Origin of the sequence: Burkholderia sp. Se-20373 (assembly GCF_017104705.1) — a bacterium.
In the GTDB taxonomy this organism is placed as follows: domain Bacteria; phylum Pseudomonadota; class Gammaproteobacteria; order Burkholderiales; family Burkholderiaceae; genus Burkholderia.
Window position 1 is genome coordinate 24960 of record NZ_JAAGPH010000066.1, and the last position, 15859, is coordinate 40818.

At 65.7% G+C, this 15859-nt stretch carries 14 protein-coding genes and 7 tRNA genes; 14 read left to right on the forward strand and 7 right to left on the reverse strand.

The window, feature by feature from the left end; all coding sequences use genetic code 11:
* Positions 1–26 precede the first annotated feature (26 nt).
* Positions 27–701 (forward strand): C40 family peptidase, encoded by a 675-nt coding sequence (locus G3N96_RS21460; RefSeq protein WP_206138405.1) that lies wholly within the window; start codon positions 27–29, stop codon positions 699–701.
* Positions 702–850: 149 nt separating this feature from the next.
* On the opposite strand, the gene G3N96_RS21465 is transcribed toward G3N96_RS21460, so the two are convergent.
* Positions 851–1765 carry a patatin-like phospholipase family protein gene (locus G3N96_RS21465; RefSeq protein ID WP_206138406.1) on the reverse strand — a complete coding sequence of 305 codons (915 nt, stop codon included), beginning with the start codon at positions 1763–1765 and terminating at the stop codon, positions 851–853.
* A gap of 279 nt (positions 1766–2044) precedes the next feature.
* On the opposite strand from G3N96_RS21465, the gene gltX reads away from it, so the two are divergent.
* From gltX to G3N96_RS21510, 9 genes are all read left to right on the forward strand, one after another.
* Entirely contained in the window at positions 2045–3454 is a 1410-nt protein-coding gene (gltX, locus tag G3N96_RS21470) for a glutamate--tRNA ligase (protein ID WP_206138407.1), read from the forward strand.
* Positions 3455–3583: 129 nt separating this feature from the next.
* Positions 3584–3659, forward strand: a tRNA-Ala gene (locus G3N96_RS21475).
* Positions 3660–3797: 138 nt separating this feature from the next.
* Positions 3798–3873: transfer RNA gene (locus G3N96_RS21480), tRNA-Glu, on the forward strand.
* 79 nt (positions 3874–3952) lie between these two features.
* Positions 3953–4029: transfer RNA gene (locus tag G3N96_RS21485), tRNA-Asp, on the forward strand.
* A 63-nt stretch (positions 4030–4092) separates the two neighbouring features.
* A tRNA-Glu gene (locus G3N96_RS21490) sits at positions 4093–4168 on the forward strand.
* 78 nt (positions 4169–4246) lie between these two features.
* Positions 4247–4323, forward strand: a tRNA-Asp gene (locus tag G3N96_RS21495).
* A 66-nt stretch (positions 4324–4389) separates the two neighbouring features.
* A tRNA-Glu gene (locus G3N96_RS21500) sits at positions 4390–4465 on the forward strand.
* Between the two features lie 73 nt (positions 4466–4538).
* Positions 4539–4615: transfer RNA gene (locus G3N96_RS21505), tRNA-Asp, on the forward strand.
* Between the two features lie 168 nt (positions 4616–4783).
* Positions 4784–5248 (forward strand): GNAT family N-acetyltransferase, encoded by a 465-nt coding sequence (locus G3N96_RS21510; protein WP_027787064.1) that lies wholly within the window; start codon positions 4784–4786, stop codon positions 5246–5248.
* A gap of 26 nt (positions 5249–5274) precedes the next feature.
* On the opposite strand, the gene G3N96_RS21515 is transcribed toward G3N96_RS21510, so the two are convergent.
* Positions 5275–6150, reverse strand: a complete 876-nt coding sequence (locus G3N96_RS21515; RefSeq protein ID WP_124584610.1) for a helix-turn-helix transcriptional regulator — start codon at positions 6148–6150, stop codon at positions 5275–5277.
* Positions 6151–6408: 258 nt separating this feature from the next.
* Here G3N96_RS21515 and G3N96_RS21520 point away from each other — a divergent pair, with 258 nt between their 5' ends.
* Positions 6409–6822: a gamma-glutamylcyclotransferase family protein gene (locus G3N96_RS21520; RefSeq protein WP_089440462.1), complete on the forward strand. Its 414-nt coding sequence runs from the start codon at positions 6409–6411 to the stop codon at positions 6820–6822.
* A gap of 133 nt (positions 6823–6955) precedes the next feature.
* Here G3N96_RS21520 and aceB read toward each other — a convergent pair whose 3' ends face one another.
* Positions 6956–8548 (reverse strand): malate synthase A, encoded by a 1593-nt coding sequence (gene aceB / locus G3N96_RS21525; RefSeq protein ID WP_206138408.1) that lies wholly within the window; start codon positions 8546–8548, stop codon positions 6956–6958.
* A gap of 67 nt (positions 8549–8615) precedes the next feature.
* The gene (locus G3N96_RS21530) at positions 8616–9377 is read right to left on the reverse strand and encodes a haloacid dehalogenase type II (RefSeq protein ID WP_124584606.1); all 762 of its coding nucleotides are present in this window, start codon (positions 9375–9377) and stop codon (positions 8616–8618) included.
* A gap of 154 nt (positions 9378–9531) precedes the next feature.
* Between G3N96_RS21530 and G3N96_RS21535 the strand changes: the two genes are divergently transcribed.
* Together G3N96_RS21535 and G3N96_RS21540 are read left to right on the forward strand one after the other, a co-directional pair.
* Positions 9532–10437 carry a LysR family transcriptional regulator gene (locus G3N96_RS21535; protein ID WP_124584604.1) on the forward strand — a complete coding sequence of 302 codons (906 nt, stop codon included), beginning with the start codon at positions 9532–9534 and terminating at the stop codon, positions 10435–10437.
* A gap of 156 nt (positions 10438–10593) precedes the next feature.
* Positions 10594–11028, forward strand: a complete 435-nt coding sequence (locus G3N96_RS21540; protein WP_031399397.1) for a universal stress protein — start codon at positions 10594–10596, stop codon at positions 11026–11028.
* A 199-nt stretch (positions 11029–11227) separates the two neighbouring features.
* Here G3N96_RS21540 and aceA read toward each other — a convergent pair whose 3' ends face one another.
* From aceA to G3N96_RS21555, 3 genes are all read right to left on the reverse strand, one after another.
* Complete coding sequence (gene aceA / locus G3N96_RS21545) at positions 11228–12535, reverse strand: isocitrate lyase (RefSeq protein ID WP_124584602.1); 1308 nt, start codon at positions 12533–12535, stop codon at positions 11228–11230.
* Between the two features lie 411 nt (positions 12536–12946).
* Complete coding sequence (locus G3N96_RS21550; RefSeq protein ID WP_124584600.1) at positions 12947–14497, reverse strand: DEAD/DEAH box helicase; 1551 nt, start codon at positions 14495–14497, stop codon at positions 12947–12949.
* Between the two features lie 358 nt (positions 14498–14855).
* Positions 14856–15125, reverse strand: coding sequence for an acyl-CoA-binding protein (locus G3N96_RS21555; protein ID WP_011352486.1), 270 nt, complete (start codon positions 15123–15125; stop codon positions 14856–14858).
* A 148-nt stretch (positions 15126–15273) separates the two neighbouring features.
* On the opposite strand from G3N96_RS21555, the gene tsaB reads away from it, so the two are divergent.
* Positions 15274–15859 (forward strand): tRNA (adenosine(37)-N6)-threonylcarbamoyltransferase complex dimerization subunit type 1 TsaB (gene tsaB / locus G3N96_RS21560; protein ID WP_206138409.1); only part of this gene is annotated, 586 nt, incomplete at its 3' end.

Sequence of the window (15859 nt, forward strand, 5' to 3'; positions counted from 1 at the left end):
GATTTTTAAGCACATTCCATCGACCAATGCAGCATCGATCCCTGACCCAGGCATGCGCGCGCACCATCGCCGGGCTGTTCATCGGCGCCCTGTTCGCAGCAGCACCCGGCGCGTTCGCCGACGAAGTCAGCAGTTTTAACCAGAATGTCACGAATTCGACGCAGAACGTGTCGAATGCCTCCCTCCAGCAGACCAGCGCGCAGCCGTCGAGCGGCGGCGCGAAGTCGTTCCTCGCGGGTATGGCCGGCAAGGCAGGCGATGTGGTCGTCGGTGCGCTGAACATGATCGGCGTGCGTTATCGTTGGGGCGGCAACTCGCCGGATTCGGGCCTCGACTGCAGCGGCTTCGTGCGCTACGTGTTCCAGGACACCCTCGGCATGTCGCTGCCGCGTCGCGCGGAAGAGATGAGCCGCGTCGGCGAGAAGGTGAGCATGAGCAACCTCAAGCCGGGCGATCTCGTGTTCTTCAACACGATGCGCCGTACGTTCTCGCACGTCGGCATCTACATCGGCGACAACAAGTTCGTGCACTCGCCGTCGACGGGCAGCACCATCCGCGTCGACGATCTCGACAGCGGCTACTGGGAAAAGCGTTTCACCGGCGCGCGCCGGCTCGAATCGGAGTTCCCGATGAAGCCTGAAGATCTGCGTCAGCGCGTGCGCGCGACGATCGGCGACGATTCAGCGAACGGCAACAACTGACGTTCGACGGCCGGTCCGGCCGGATCAAAAAAAACCCTGTCACCGAAAGGCGGCAGGGTTTTTTTGTTTTGGGGCGGTGCGAACGGCGGGCTGAAAACCGTTGCGTCGTTGGCTGGCCGGCGGCGCGCCGGCCAGCGCATCGCGGTGCTTTACGCGGCCGCCACGCCGCGTGCAGCCGCGAGCTTGCGCTGCAGTTCCGGCATGATGCGCGCGACGGCTTCCTCGCCCGCGAGAATCGCCGCGTTGCGCTGGTTGAAGTCGCTGCCGCCCATCGCGTTCAGGTTCGGGCGGATCACGACGTCCGCGTACTTGTCGAGCTCGTAGGTCTTGATCGTCTGGCCCATGATCGTGAAGGTCTGCAGCAGCATCTCGATCGGGTTGTTGGTTGCCGCGCCGTCCGGCCGGGACGAGATGTCGACCGCGATCACGAAGCTCGCGCCCATCTTGCGCGCATACGACGCCGGCACCGGGCTCACGAGGCCGCCGTCGACATACTCGCGGTTGCCGATCTTCACCGGCTCGAACACCGACGGCACGCTGCACGATGCGCGTACCGCGAGCCCCGTGTTGCCTTGCTGGAACAGGATCGGCTGGCCGTTCTGCAGATCGGTCGCGACGATGCCGAGCGGCTTCGCCATCTTCTCGATCGGCCGGTTGTTGAGTGTCTTGTTCAGGAAGTTCTGCAGCGCGACGCCTTGCAGCAGCCCGCGCGAGCGGAACGGCAGCGCCCAGTCGCTGATCGCCGCCTGGTCCATGTCGAGCGCGATCTTGTTGATCTGCAGTGCGCTCATGCCCGATGCATAGAGTGCGCCGACCACCGAGCCCGCGCTCGTGCCCGCGACGATCTCGATCGGGATGCCGCGCGCCTCGAGCGCCTTCAGCACGCCGATGTGCGAGAAGCCACGCGCGGCGCCGCCGCCGAGGGCGATGCCTATCTTCACCGGCTTTTCCTGTGCCAGTGCGGCGCTGGGGCGGGATTTGTCGCCGAACGACGTACAGGCGGCGAGGCTGGCGGACGCGGCGGCGATCGTGAAGTGGCGGCGCGACAGGCGAGGGGACGACATCGAATGGTTCTCCGGCGGCTTGGCGGCGGGCGTCACGGCCCGCGGCGGCGATAGGTTCCGAGCGGCCGCGCAGCGGTTACGTGCGGCCGGCGCCGCGCCGGCTGGCGGCCGCGGCGCGCACATCATAAAGCAAGCGGCGTGCTTGGCGCGATGTCCGGCACGAGTATAATTCCGGCTTCTTTCCCGTTCCGGGCGTCGCCGGCCCCGTTGCTGTCCGGGCTGCCGCCGTCGATCCCGCGTCGAATCATTCATGCGCCCCAGGCGTTCGAGTTACCGTTTATGACCCGTCCTGTCCGTACCCGCTTCGCGCCGAGCCCCACCGGCTTCATCCACCTCGGCAACATCCGCTCCGCACTCTATCCGTGGGCGTTCGCCCGCAAGATGAAGGGCACGTTCGTGCTGCGCATCGAGGATACCGACGTCGAGCGTTCGTCGCAGGAAGCGGTCGACGCGATCCTCGAAGGGATGCAATGGCTCGGCCTGGATTTCGACGAAGGCCCGATCTACCAGATGCAGCGGATGGACCGCTATCGCGAGGTGCTTGCGCAGATGCTGGAGAAGGGCCTCGCGTACCCGTGCTACATGTCGGCCGAGGAGCTCGACGCGCTGCGCGAACGCCAGCGCGAGGCCGGCCTGAAGCCGCGCTACGACGGCACGTGGCGTCCGGAGCCCGGCAAGGTGCTGCCGGAGCCGCCGGCCGGCGTGAAGCCGGTGCTGCGCTTCCGCAATCCGTTGACCGGCACGGTCGTGTGGGACGACGCGGTGAAGGGGCGTGTCGAGATCTCGAACGAGGAGCTCGACGACCTCGTGATCGCACGCCCGGACGGCACGCCGATCTACAACTTCTGCGTGGTGGTGGACGACATGGACATGGGCATCACGCACGTGATCCGTGGCGACGACCACGTGAACAACACGCCGCGCCAGATCAACATCCTGAATGCGCTCGGCGGCGAGCCGCCCGTCTATGCACACCTGCCGACCGTGCTGAACGAGCAGGGCGAGAAGATGAGCAAGCGGCATGGCGCGATGAGCGTGATGGCGTATCGCGGCGCGGGCTTCCTGCCTGAAGCCGTCGTCAACTATCTCGCGCGCCTCGGCTGGTCGCACGGCGACGCGGAGATCTTCTCGCGCGAGCAGTTCGTCGAATGGTTCGATCTCGAGCATCTCGGCAAGTCGCCCGCGCAGTACGACCACAGCAAGCTGAGCTGGCTGAACGCGCATTACATCAAGGAAGCCGACAACGCGCGCCTCGCCGAACTGGTGAAGCCGTTCCTCTCCGCCCTCGGCATCGACGATGCTGCGATCGCGACGGGCCCTGCGCTCGAAGCGGTGGTCGGGCTGATGAAGGATCGTGCGACGACGGTCAAGGAGATCGCGGAAGGCGCCGCGATGTTCTATCGTGTGCCCGCACCGGAAGCTGATGCGCTCGCGCAGCACGTGACCGATGCGGTGCGTCCGGCGCTGGCCGATCTTGCCGCTGCGCTGAAGGCGGCCGACTGGACGAAGGAGGCCGTGTCCGCCGCGCTGAAGTCGACGCTCGGCACGCACAAGCTGAAGATGCCGCAACTGGCGATGCCGGTGCGTCTGCTGGTGGCCGGTACGACGCATACGCCGTCGATCGATGCGGTGCTCGTGCTGTTCGGTCGCGATGTCGTGGTGTCGCGCATCGAGGCGGCGCTGGCCTGAGGTTCGCGGGTGAGCGAAGCTGCCCGTGCGTGACATCGCGGCAGCTTCGCAAAAAATTTCGCTCGAATCGCAAAAAGGGTATTTACAAGTTCAAAGTAGCTCCATATAATCTCATTTCTGTTCTGCAAGGGGGGTATAGCTCAGCTGGGAGAGCGCTTGCATGGCATGCAAGAGGTCAGCGGTTCGATCCCGCTTACCTCCACCATCAGAACAAGCTGAGTTGATTTGCGAAGCACGGGTGGTAATAAATGCTTCACAAAATGATTCAAAGCAGTTAGAATTTCGGCCTTCGCTGTTGATTGAAAAGTGAATAGCGAAAGTCAGACAGATCTGAAAAGATTTTGTCCCCTTCGTCTAGAGGCCTAGGACATCACCCTTTCACGGTGAGTACAGGGGTTCGAATCCCCTAGGGGACGCCAAATTCAGTGGCGTTTCGTAGAAATGTCGCAACGCTTGCAGGAACGTAACCGACGTCCTGCGGGTGAGGGTAAGAAAGCTGGAGCGGTAGTTCAGTCGGTTAGAATACCGGCCTGTCACGCCGGGGGTCGCGGGTTCGAGTCCCGTCCGCTCCGCCAGAACGAAGCCCGTTCAAGACGTTTTTGAGCGGGCTTTTGTATTAAGGATGTAAGCAGTACGTTGTCCCCTTCGTCTAGAGGCCTAGGACATCACCCTTTCACGGTGAGTACAGGGGTTCGAATCCCCTAGGGGACGCCAGATTCAGCGGCGTTTCATGGAAATGTCGCAACACCTGCAGGAACGTGACGGTGTCCTGCAGGTGCGAGTAAGAAAGCTGGAGCGGTAGTTCAGTTGGTTAGAATACCGGCCTGTCACGCCGGGGGTCGCGGGTTCGAGCCCCGTCCGCTCCGCCAGAACGAAGCCCGTTCAAAGAACGTTTTTTGAACGGGCTTTTGTATTAAAGATGTAAGCAGTACGTTGTCCCCTTCGTCTAGAGGCCTAGGACATCACCCTTTCACGGTGAGTACAGGGGTTCGAATCCCCTAGGGGACGCCAGATTTCGGCGTCGTTCGAACAAACGATGCGCCGGCAGGAATCAACCGACGCCTGCCAGGCAAGTAGCAAGACTGGAGCGGTAGTTCAGTCGGTTAGAATACCGGCCTGTCACGCCGGGGGTCGCGGGTTCGAGTCCCGTCCGCTCCGCCAAAAAATGAAGAAGCCCGCCTTGTGCGGGCTTTTTCATTTGCGTTTCCGGTTGCGCCCGCTGGTCGCGTAGCCTCCGGTCATCCGGCGTCGAGCCGCTACGAGAAATCCGCGATTGCATCGGCACGCGACTGCGCTATCGTGGCGGGATGCGTTCTTGACCCCTGCGCGATGCTCGATCCGACCGACCTGCGACTCCTGTATCAGCTCCGGCCCGCGGAGGCTGGCGATTTTCCGTTTGCCGAAGCGCTGACGCACGGCAACATGGGCGGCTACTACAAGCGCCATGGGCTCGTATGGCGCAGCGACCTGTTCTATGCAAGCTGGCGCGAATCCGAGAACTTCATCCTGGAGGCCGACGGCGAGCGCATTGGCGTGCTGCGCGTGACCGAGGAGGGCGACTCGCTGCACATCCGCGACGTGCAGATCGCGGCCGGTCATCGCGGGCAGGGCGCCGGCACCTACATGCTCGACATGTCGCACCGCTGGGCGCGTGCGCGCGGGCTGCACGAACTGCAACTGCGCGTGTTCGTCGACAATCCGGCCGCACGTCTGTACCTGCGCATGGGCTATCAGGTTGCCGGGTCGCGGCTCGCGCAACTGGGCTCGATCCGCCACATGGTGCGACCGGTCTGAAGTCCTGACGACCTGAAGCGAGGCGTTCAGCGGGCGGTGTCGATCGCGTCGTCGTCCGGCGTTTCGTCGTCCGCGCGGCTGCCTTCCGGGCCGCGGTGCTCGTAGCCGCGCAGCATGAATGCGCGCGGGCTTTCGCCGAATGCACGCCTGAACATCGCCGAAAACGCGCTCTGGCTCTGGTAGCCGAGTTCGCGCGCGATATGCGACAGCGGGCGCCCCTGGTTCAGCAGCGGAATGGCCCGCGCCAGCAGCGCCTGCTGGCGCCACTGCGAAAAGCTCACACCCAGTTCCTGCTTGAAGAGCCGCGAAATCGTGCGCGTGCTCGCGCCGACCTCGCCGGCCCAATGCTCGAGCGACTCCGCGTGGGCCGGGTGCGCGAGGACCGATTCGCACAGCATGCGCAGCCTTTTTTCGTCGGGCATCGGCACCGCGAGCGGCAGCGGCTCGGCGTGACTCAGCTCATCGAGCACGAGCCCGCACAGCAGGCGCTCGCGCGTGGTGCTCAGGTCGCGCGCGTCGAGTGCGACGATCAGCTCGCGCAGGAGTCCCGTCACTTCGACGACGCGGCACGCGTCGAGCCCGTCCGGCACGATCGACTCGTCGATATACAGCGTGCGCAAATACGCCTCTTCGACGATCACGACCTCGTGCGTCACGCGCGGCGGCACCCAGATCGCGCGGGACGGCGGCACCATCCAGGTCGTGCCGGTTGTCGCGACGCGCAGCACGCCGCGCGACGCGTACGCGAGCTGCGCCCACGCATGCGTATGCAGCGGGATGCGGTGGCCGGTATCGACCTGCCGCGCGCGCACGCGCATCGGATGGACGGCGGTCGGCGCGAATTCGGGCGGAATGTCGATGACGTACGGGTTCGGTACGTCGGCTTGGAACGGCGGGTTCATGGACGATTCGGGCAGCGCGGCGGCGATGCCGTTATTGTAGAAGGCGCCGCGAAAGTGCACGCGGCGGTTTGTCGGGCGATCATGCCGCGTTCAAATGAAGTTTGTGTGGGGCTCCGGCGATTTCCGGACTGTCCCGGGGCCGGGCGCGCTGGCGGGTTCGAACCATTCGGCCGGTATCGTGGTCTATCGATGCGCGGGCGGTTTCGCCACGAATCGCGTGCGAACACGGCAACATACGAATCAAAGAGGAGAACCACGATGCGCTACGTATTCGTCTACGGCACCTTGAGAAACGGGGAGGCCAACGACATCGGCCACGCGGCCGCCAGGCACGGGATTGCCGCGCCGACGCTGCTCGGTGCCGCCGCGCTGCCGGGCGAACTGTACGATTTCGGTACGTATCCGGGAATGATTGCCGGGTCGGCCGGCAAGTCGCTGGTGTGGGGCGACGTCTACGAGGTCGACGACCGGCTCGTTCCCGTGCTCGACGAGATCGAGCGTGTGTATCCGGGCGTCGACTCGCTGTTCAAGCCGGAAGACGTGACCGTCGAGCTCGGTGGCCGGCAGTACGCCTGCCTTTACTATCCGGTCGCCGCGCACGCGATTGCCGGGCGTCCGCGCATTGCGTCAGGCGACTGGGTTCAGCACCGGCGCGAGCGGGAAGCCGTCTGACCGGTTGCGTGGCAGCCGCGGTAGCGGCCTGCCGCAAAAAGAAAAAACGCCCCGTGGGGCGTTTTTTTGATGCCGTCACCGCACGCGACCGGCGCCGACGCAGGGCCGGCCCCGATCGAGGCGGGCAGCGACGTCAGATTTCCTCGTACAGCGGCAGCGTCAGGAATTCGGTGAAGCCTTCCGACGTCGACATCTGCTCGAAGATCGCCGCGGCGCGCTCGTACGGCTGCGTGTTGCCGCCGACCGAGCGCTTCACGTTGTCGAGCTCGGCCTTCGAGAGTTCACGCACGAGTTCGGCGGTGACCTTGCGGCCGTCGTCGAGCACGCCCTTTGGCGAGCGGATCCATTGCCACACCTGCGAACGGGAGATTTCGGCCGTGGCCGCGTCTTCCATCAGGTTGTGGATCGGCACGCAGCCGTTGCCGTCGAGCCATGCACCGAGGTAGTGGATGCCGACGTTGATGTTGTTGCGCAGGCCGGCTTCGGTGATCGGTGCTTCCGGCTGGAAGTCGAGCAGGTTCTTGCCTTCGACCTGCACGTCGTCGCGCTGCTTCGCGATCTGGTTCGGCTTGTCGCCGAGCACCTTGACGAACTCTTCCATCGCGATCGGCACGAGGCCCGGGTGGGCCACCCAGCCGCCGTCGTAGCCGTCGGTCGCGTCACGCTGCTTGTCCGAGCGCACGCCGCCCATGGCCTTGTCGTTCGCTTCCGGATCATTCTTGATCGGGATCAGCGCGCTCATCCCGCCGATCGCCGGCGCGTTGCGCTTGTGGCAGGTCTTCAGCAGCAGCAGCGCGTACGCGCGCATGAACGGCACCGTCATCGTGATCTTCGAACGCTCGGCGAGGCAGAAGTCGCGGTCGTTCTTGAACTTCTTGATGGCCGAGAAGATGTAGTCCCAGCGGCCGGCGTTCAGGCCCGAGCTGTGTTCGCGCAGTTCGTACAGGATTTCGTCCATCTCGAACGCCGCGAGGATCGTCTCGATCAGCACCGTCGCGCGGATCGTGCCGCGCGGCACGCCGACGCCTTCCTGCGCGGCGACGAAGATGTCGTTCCACAGGCGTGCCTCGAGATGGCTTTCCATCTTCGGCAGGTAGAAGTACGGGCCCGAGCCGCGCGCGAGCAATTCCTTCGCGTTGTGGAACAGGAACAGCGCGAAATCGAAGATGCCGCCGGACACGCGCTGGCCGTCGACCGTCACGTGCTTCTCGTCGAGGTGCCAGCCGCGCGGACGCACGATCAGCGTCGCGACCTTGTCGTTCAGCCGGTACGACTTGCCGTTCTGCTCGAGCGAGATCGTGCGGCGCACCGCGTCCTTCAGGTTGATCTGGCCGTCGATCTGGTTCGTCCAGCTCGGCGCGTTCGAATCCTCGAAGTCCGTCATGTACGAATCGGCGCCCGAGTTCAGCGCGTTGATGATCATCTTGCGCTCGACGGGGCCCGTGATCTCGACACGGCGGCATTGCAGGTCGGCCGGCAGCGGCGCGACCGTCCAGTCGCCTTCGCGGATCGCCTTCGTCTCGGCCAGGAAGTCGGGGCGCTCGCCCGCGTCGAGGCGTTTCGTGCGCTCGACGCGCGCCTGCAGCAGCGCCTGGCGGCGCGGCTCGAATGTGCGGTGCAGCGCTGCGACGAGTGCGAGCGCTTCAGGCGTCAGGATTGCTTCGTAACCCGGCTTGATTTCGCCGGTGATCGCCATGCCTTGCGGCAGCGTGATCGGGGTGCTCATGAGTCTCATCTCCTTGGTCGGTCAGTTGCGGTTTCGGTGAAGGGGGAAGGCGGCAGCGCCGCGAACGTCATGCACCCGGGCTGGGGCGCGTGCGGTTTGCGGGTCTGCCGGACGGAGCCGGGGTGGCGAGGAATGCGAGCAGGTCGGCCATGCCGGTGCCGGTGCCGTCGGGCGGTGCGCCGAGTTCCTCGGCGGGCGCGCCCGTGCGGTTGAGCCAGAACGTCGTGTAGCCGAACCAGACGGCGCCGGCGACGTCCCACGCGTTCGACGACACGAACACGATGCCGCGCCGGTTTGGTCCGAATGCGTCGGTGCCGAGCGCGTAGGCGGCCGGGCTCGGCTTGTACGCGCGCACGGTGTCGGCGGACAGCACGCGATCGAACAGCCCGGACATGCCGGCGCTCTTGATCGCGATGTCGAGCATCTGCGGCGTGCCGTTCGACAGGATCGCGAGCGGCGGGCGCGGGTCGAGCGCGCGCAGCTTGCGCAGCGCCGGCACCGTATCGGGATAGGTGGACAGGCACGCGTATTCGTCCATCAGCCGCTTCTCGGCCGCGCTGTTCAGCGCGAGCCCGAGCCGGCGCGCGGCGAACCGCAGCGCGTCGAGCGTGATGTCCCGGAATGGGCGATAGCGGGCGCCGGCCGGATCGGCGAGCGTGCGCAGTTGCGAGTATTCGATTTGCTTGCGTCGCCACAACTGCGACAACCGTTCCCCGTGACCGGGAAACATCTGTTCCGCCGCGGCCAGGACCGCACGCACGTCGAACAACGTGCCGAATGCGTCGAAGAGGATTGCGTCGGGAGAGGAGAGTGTCGTTGTGGCCGACATAGCCTTGCGCTCCAGTTTCAGAGGTCAGGTGAATTCTATTCGTGATCGTATGTGCTAAAAAATACGCTAAACATCACTTGATCTTTTACTTTTATCTACCTAATCTTGGGCGGTTTAAGCTATTTGAAGGGTGGCGGCGCCGCCCCTGCGAGTCATGGACCGGTTCAAGCAGATCGAAACGTTCGCCGCGGTCGCGGCAAAGGGCAGCCTGTCGGCGGCCGCGCACGCGGAAGGTGTCGCGCCGGCGATCATCGGCCGCCGGCTCGACGCGCTCGAGGAGCGGCTTGGCGTGAAGCTGCTGGTGCGCACGACGCGCAAGCTCACGCTGACGTTCGAGGGCTCGGCGTTCCTCGAGGATTGCCAGCGCGTCATCAACGACATGCAGAACGCGGAGGCGAGCGTGTCCGCCGGCGGCGTCAAGGCGAGCGGCCACCTGCGCATCTCGGCGCCGGCCGGCTTCGGCCGGCGGCACGTCGCGCCGCTCGTGCCCGAATTCAGCGTCGGGCATCCGGATGTATCGGTCACGCTCGACCTGTCCGACCGGATGGTCGACCTCGTCAACGAGGGGTTCGATTGCGCGGTGCGGCTCGGCGAGCTGCCCGACTCGTCGCTCGTGTCGCTGAAGCTCGGCGAGAACCGTCGCGTGTGCGTCGCTTCGCCCGCGTATTTGGCCCGACGCGGCACGCCGGCCACGCTTGCCGAGCTGGCGCGGCACAATTGCCTCGCGCTCGCGGCGAACGCGAACCAGCAACGCGGCTGGACATTCCAGGACGACGACAAGGTCGTGTCGATCCGCGTGAACGGCACGATGGAGTGCTCGGACGGTGCGGTGCTGCACGAGTGGTGCCTCGAAGGCCATGGCCTGGCATGGCGCTCGTGGTGGGAGGTCGGCGAGGACGTCGCGGCCGGCCGGCTCGTCAGCGTACTCGACGCATTCGCCGCCCCGCCGATCGGCATTCACGCGGTGTTTCCGCAACGTCGGCATCTGCCGCTGCGCGTGCGGCTGTTTCTCGATTACCTGAAGCACACGTACGAGCGGCCCGGTTACTGGGGCGAGTAGGCGGCCAGCCGCGCGTTTCCGATATGAGGGCGAACCCGCTGCGCGGCCCGGCCGCGTGTTTTCACGTCCTACAATCGAAACAGGCATGCCCGACGCGACGCAGCCGGACCGCCCGGAAGCGCGGCGCGCGGAGTGCGATTGACGAAGGAGGGCGCGATGTTCCGGCACATCCTCGTTCCAACCGACGGTTCCGAACTGTCGCAGAAGGCGATCGACGGCGCGATCGACCTGGCGCGTGCGGTCGGTGCGCGCGTCACGGCGTACGCGTGCCTGCCGCAGTATCCGTACTCGCCGTTTTCCGAAGTGATCATCGAGCCGCCCGCCGATTTCAGGGCGCGTAGCGAGCGCGAGGCGCGTGCGCACCTCGACGAGGTCGAATCGGCCGCGAAGGCGGCCGGCGTCGATTGCGACACCTGGACGAGCGTGCATCCGTCGCCGTATCTCGGCATCATCGAGGCGGCCGAACGCGGCGGCTGCGACGTGATCTTCATGGCGTCCCACGGACGCCGCGGGCTCGGCAGCTTGCTGATCGGCAGCGAGACGCAGCGCGTGCTGACCCATACGAAAATTCCGGTGATCGTGTATCGGTAGGGCGGCGCCCTGGAAAAAGGGCGCGCCGGACGGAGCCGGCGCGCGTCGTTGCTGGCGGCCCGCAAGCCGCGCGGCCGGTCGTGCGATCGGTGTCGCGTGCCTGCCGTCTCCTCCCTGATTGTTGTTCGGTAGCCGATGCCCGCCGTCGCGAGACGAGGGCGGCCATCGGCATGACGCGTGGCGCGTCGTGTTTTTCTGCTTACGCGACCTTCTTGCCGTCGAAGAACTGTTCGTCCTCGGTCGAGCCGTGCAATGCGGTGGTCGATGCTTCGCGTTCGACCGTCTGCGTCACGGCGTCGAAGTAGCCGGTGCCGACTTCGCGCTGGTGCTTGACCGCCGTGAAGCCCTTGTCCGCCGCCGCGAACTCGGCCTGCTGCAATTCGACGAACGCGCTCATCTGCGTGCGGGCATAGCCGTGCGCGAGGTTGAACATCGAGTAGTTCAGCGCATGGAAGCCGGCCAGCGTGATGAACTGGAACTTGTAGCCCATCGCGCCGAGTTCCTTCTGGAACTTCGCGATCGTCGCGTCGTCGAGGTTCTTCTTCCAGTTGAACGACGGCGAGCAGTTGTACGACAGCAGCTTGCCCGGGAACTGCTTGTGGATCGCTTCCGCGAACTTCTTCGCGTACTCGAGATCCGGCTTGCCCGTTTCGCACCAGACCAGGTCGGCGTACGGCGCGTACGCGAGACCGCGCGAGATCGCCTGTTCGATACCCGGCTTCGTGCGGAAGAAGCCTTCCACCGTGCGCTCGCCCGTCAGGAACGGCTTGTCGTTGTCGTCGACGTCGGACGTGATCAGGTCGGCCGCTTCCGCGTCGGTGCGGGCGACCAGCACGGTCGACGTGCCCATCACGTCGGCCGCGAGACGCGCTGCCGACAGTTTCGCGACGGCTTCGCGCGTCGGCACCAGCACCTTGCCGCCCATGTGGCCGCACTTCTTCACCGAAGCGAGCTGATCCTCGAAGTGCACGCCCGACGCGCCGGCTTCGATCATCGCCTTCATCAGTTCGAACGCGTTCAGCACGCCGCCGAAACCGGCTTCCGCGTCAGCGACGATCGGTGCGAAGAAGTCGACGTAGCCATCGTCGCCCGGGTTCTTGCCTTCCGACCACTGGATCTGGTCGGCGCGCGTCAGCGTGTTGTTGATGCGCTTCACGACGAGCGGCACCGAGTTTGCCGGGTACAGCGACTGGTCCGGGTACATTTCGCCCGCGACGTTCGCGTCGCCGGCCACTTGCCAGCCGGACAGGTAGATCGCCTTCAGGCCGGCCTTCACCTGCTGCATCGCCTGGTTGCCGGTCAGTGCGCCGAGTGCGTTGACGAACGGCTCGTTGTTGACGAGGCTCCACAGTTTTTCCGCACCGCGCTTGGCGAGCGTGTGCTCGATCGGGATCGAACCACGCAGGCGGACGACGTCCTCAGCCGAATAGCTGCGCTTGATGCCTTTCCAGCGCGGATCGGTTTCCCATTGCTGTTGCAGTTCCTGTGCCTGTTGCTGTCGCGACATGATGAGCTCCTTGATGCGGTGCGATGCCTGATGGGTTGACTCTGACCGTGTTGAGGCTGTGCTCGAATCCGGAAACGGTGTGTTCCGGTTCGTGAGGTCTTGTATAAGAGTCTAGGCAAATCGACTGGAGCCGGACAGGGGGCCGGATGTGGGGTGGGATAAATTTTTAGTTGTTTTAAATCAATATATTGGAATCACTATTTCGGGATAAGAAATGCTTTTTCCCATCCCGCAATCGCCCGGGTTGTGCCGCGCAGCATGATTTTTTACGACACAAAAAAATTTTCCGCATCGTGAAATTCGGGGCGGGGCGAAAAAAAACCGGCGCGGATGCGCCGGTTGGCTGGATGGGCAGGGCGGTTATCCGCGGGCCTGCCCTCCGGAGGGCGGCCGATGGCCACCCGTGCGTCCTTACGACGCGGAGTTGCTGCGACGCGGGCCGCCGCTGCGCTGGCCGTCGCGACGCGGGCCGCCGTCACGGCTGCCGCCCGGCTTGCCGCTCCAGCCGCCGCCATTGCCGCCGCCGTAGCTGCGGCCGTTGCCGTTACCGTTGCCGCCATAACCGCCGCCCGGCTTGCCGCCGAAACGACGACCGCCGTTACCGCCGCCCGGACGGCCACGGCCACCGTTGCCGCCGTTGCGCGGGGGCGCCTTGCGCGGCTCGAAGCCTTCGATCACGTTGACCGGCAGCGGCGCGCGCACGAAACGCTCGATGCGCTTGAGCGCGCCTTGCTCGGCGTGGTGCACGAGGCTCACGGCCGTGCCCGAACGGCCTGCACGGCCCGTACGGCCGATACGGTGCACGTAGTCTTCCGCGAACTTCGGCAGGTCGTAGTTGAACACATGCGTGATGCCCGGGATGTCGATGCCGCGTGCCGCGACGTCGGTGGCCACCAGCACGCGCACACGGCGCTCGCGCAGCGCACGGATCGTGCGGTTACGCGCGCCCTGCGGCAGGTCGCCGTGCAGCGCGGCCGATTCGAAGCCAGCGTCGGCGAGACGGCCGGCGAGCTGGTCGGCGTCGATCTTGGTCGCCGTGAAGATGATCGCCTGGTCGAGCGCGTCGTCGCGCAGCAGGTGATCGAGCAGGCGATCCTTGTGGTCGCGGTCGTCGACGTAGTGCACGGTCTGCGCGATGTTCGCGCGCGACTCGAGGCGCTGCTGGATCTCGATGCGTTCCGGATCCTTCAGCAGGCGGCTCGTCAGCGAACCGATCTTGCCGTCGAGCGTGGCCGAGAACAGCATCGTCTGGCGCGACTCGGGCGTGGCGGCGACGATCGTTTCGATGTCGTCGATGAAGCCCATGTCGAGCATGCGGTCGGCTTCGTCCAGCACGAGCATCTTCAGCTCGGACAGGTCGATGCGGCCGCGCTCGAGGTGGTCGAGCAGACGGCCCGGCGTGGCGACCAGGATTTCCGGGTTCTTCGCGAGCAGCATCAGCTGCTGGCCGTAGGCGACGCCGCCGAGGATGCTGACCGTGCGCAGGCGCTTCAGGTGCTTGCCGTACGTCGATGCGGCCGTGGTGACCTGCATCGCGAGTTCGCGGGTCGGCGTCAGCACGAGCAGGCCCGGGCGCGCGACGGGTTGCGGGCGGCGCACACGGCGGTCACCCTGGTTCGGTTCACGCGGCGCGCGCGGTTGCTGCGCCTGCGTCTTCTGGAGCTGCGCGAAACGTTCGATCGCGGGCAGCATGAATGCAGCGGTCTTGCCCGAACCGGTCGGGCTCGAGACCAGCAGGTCACGGCCGGCGATGCCGGCCGGAATCGCGCGCTGCTGGACCGGCGTCGGCTTCACATAGCCGGCGGCCTGCAGCGCGGAGACGATCTCCGGCGACAACCCGAGCGACGCGAAGCTCGGCTCGTCCGACGCCGGTTCGACCGCGGCCGGTGCGGCGGCGTCGTCGAGACCGAGCGCCTGGTCGGCGATCGCGTTGAGCGGGCTGGAGTTGATGCTCGAAGTCATAACAATCCTTGAAACACAGTGGGTGAAACGTCGGCGCCAATCGCGCATACCCAAGTCGTCGGATTCAGCGAGCAAATCGGGAAACGGGTGCAATCCGCCGAACCGTCGGCGGATGAGGCATTAGAAGCTGTTTTGGGTGCGGCGCGCTTCAGGAGCGGGGCCGCCAGCCTAGTTGACGACCGCAAGGGTCGAAGCAGGAGGGGACAGGTTCTAAACCGGATTGGAGCTTAACGCTACGAGGCGTCAGGCCGGAACGGCTTGCGAGCCGAGCGCGGAAGATGACGCAGGCAGCATTATAAAGAGATTTGCTGCGCTGCGCCACTGATTTGATTGCCTATTGCGGCAGGGGGCGATTCGGTCAGGAAGCCGTGCCGTTCTTCAGCGATTCGACGAGTTCGATGTACTGCTGCTTCGCCGCATCCTGCGACGTGCCCTTCAGCGCATCCCAGGCGTCGTACTTGTATTTGCCGACGATGTCGGTGAAGCCCGGCTTGTCGCCATGAGCGTCGCCGTCGGTCGCCTGCTTGAAGAGGGCATACAGGCGCAGCAGGGTCAGGTTACCCGGACGTTCCGTCAGTTGCTTGACGTCGATCTGGGCCTGGTCGAATTGGGCGGTGAGTTCGCTCATCGGGTGTCTCCGTAAGGGTTTCAGGTCGGGCGATCTTAACAAGCGGACCGCCGCGCGGGGTCGAGCGATCCTTCCAAACCGCCGCCCGGTGCGGCGCACACGCACGGATCGGGCCCGATCGCCCGTGGGAGCGGGGCGCCGCATTACAATGTCGCCCATGACGCAAACAGTGCTCCTCGCCATCGATACGTCGACCGAATACTGCTCGGTCGCGCTGCTGCGCTCGGCCCACGCCGATGACGCCGTTTCCACCCCGCAAACCTGGGTCCGCCACGAGCTGACGGGCGCCGTGTCGAGCACGCGCGTGCTGCCGGCCATCCAGGACCTTTTCGCCGAATCGGGCCTGACGCTCGCCGATTGCGCCGCGATCGCGTTCGGCGCCGGCCCCGGCTCGTTCACGGGCCTGCGTACCGCGACGGGCATCACCCAGGGTCTCGCGTTCGGGCGCGGGCTGCCGGTCGTGCCGATCGGCACGCTGCTCGCATGCGCCGAGCACGCGCGGCTGCGCGCGCCTGGCACGACCCGCGTGCTGGCCGCGCTGGACGCGCGGATGGATGAAACCTACTGGGCGGATTTCGCGTGGGACGACAGCACCGGCGACTGGCGTACGCTGCATCCGGCCTCGCTCGACGCGCCGGGCGCCGTCGGCTTGCCGGATGTGCCGTTCACGCTTGCGGGCAATGCGGCCGCCGCGTTCGGTGCGCAGTTGCCGGCTGCGGCGCGCGCGGCCGTGA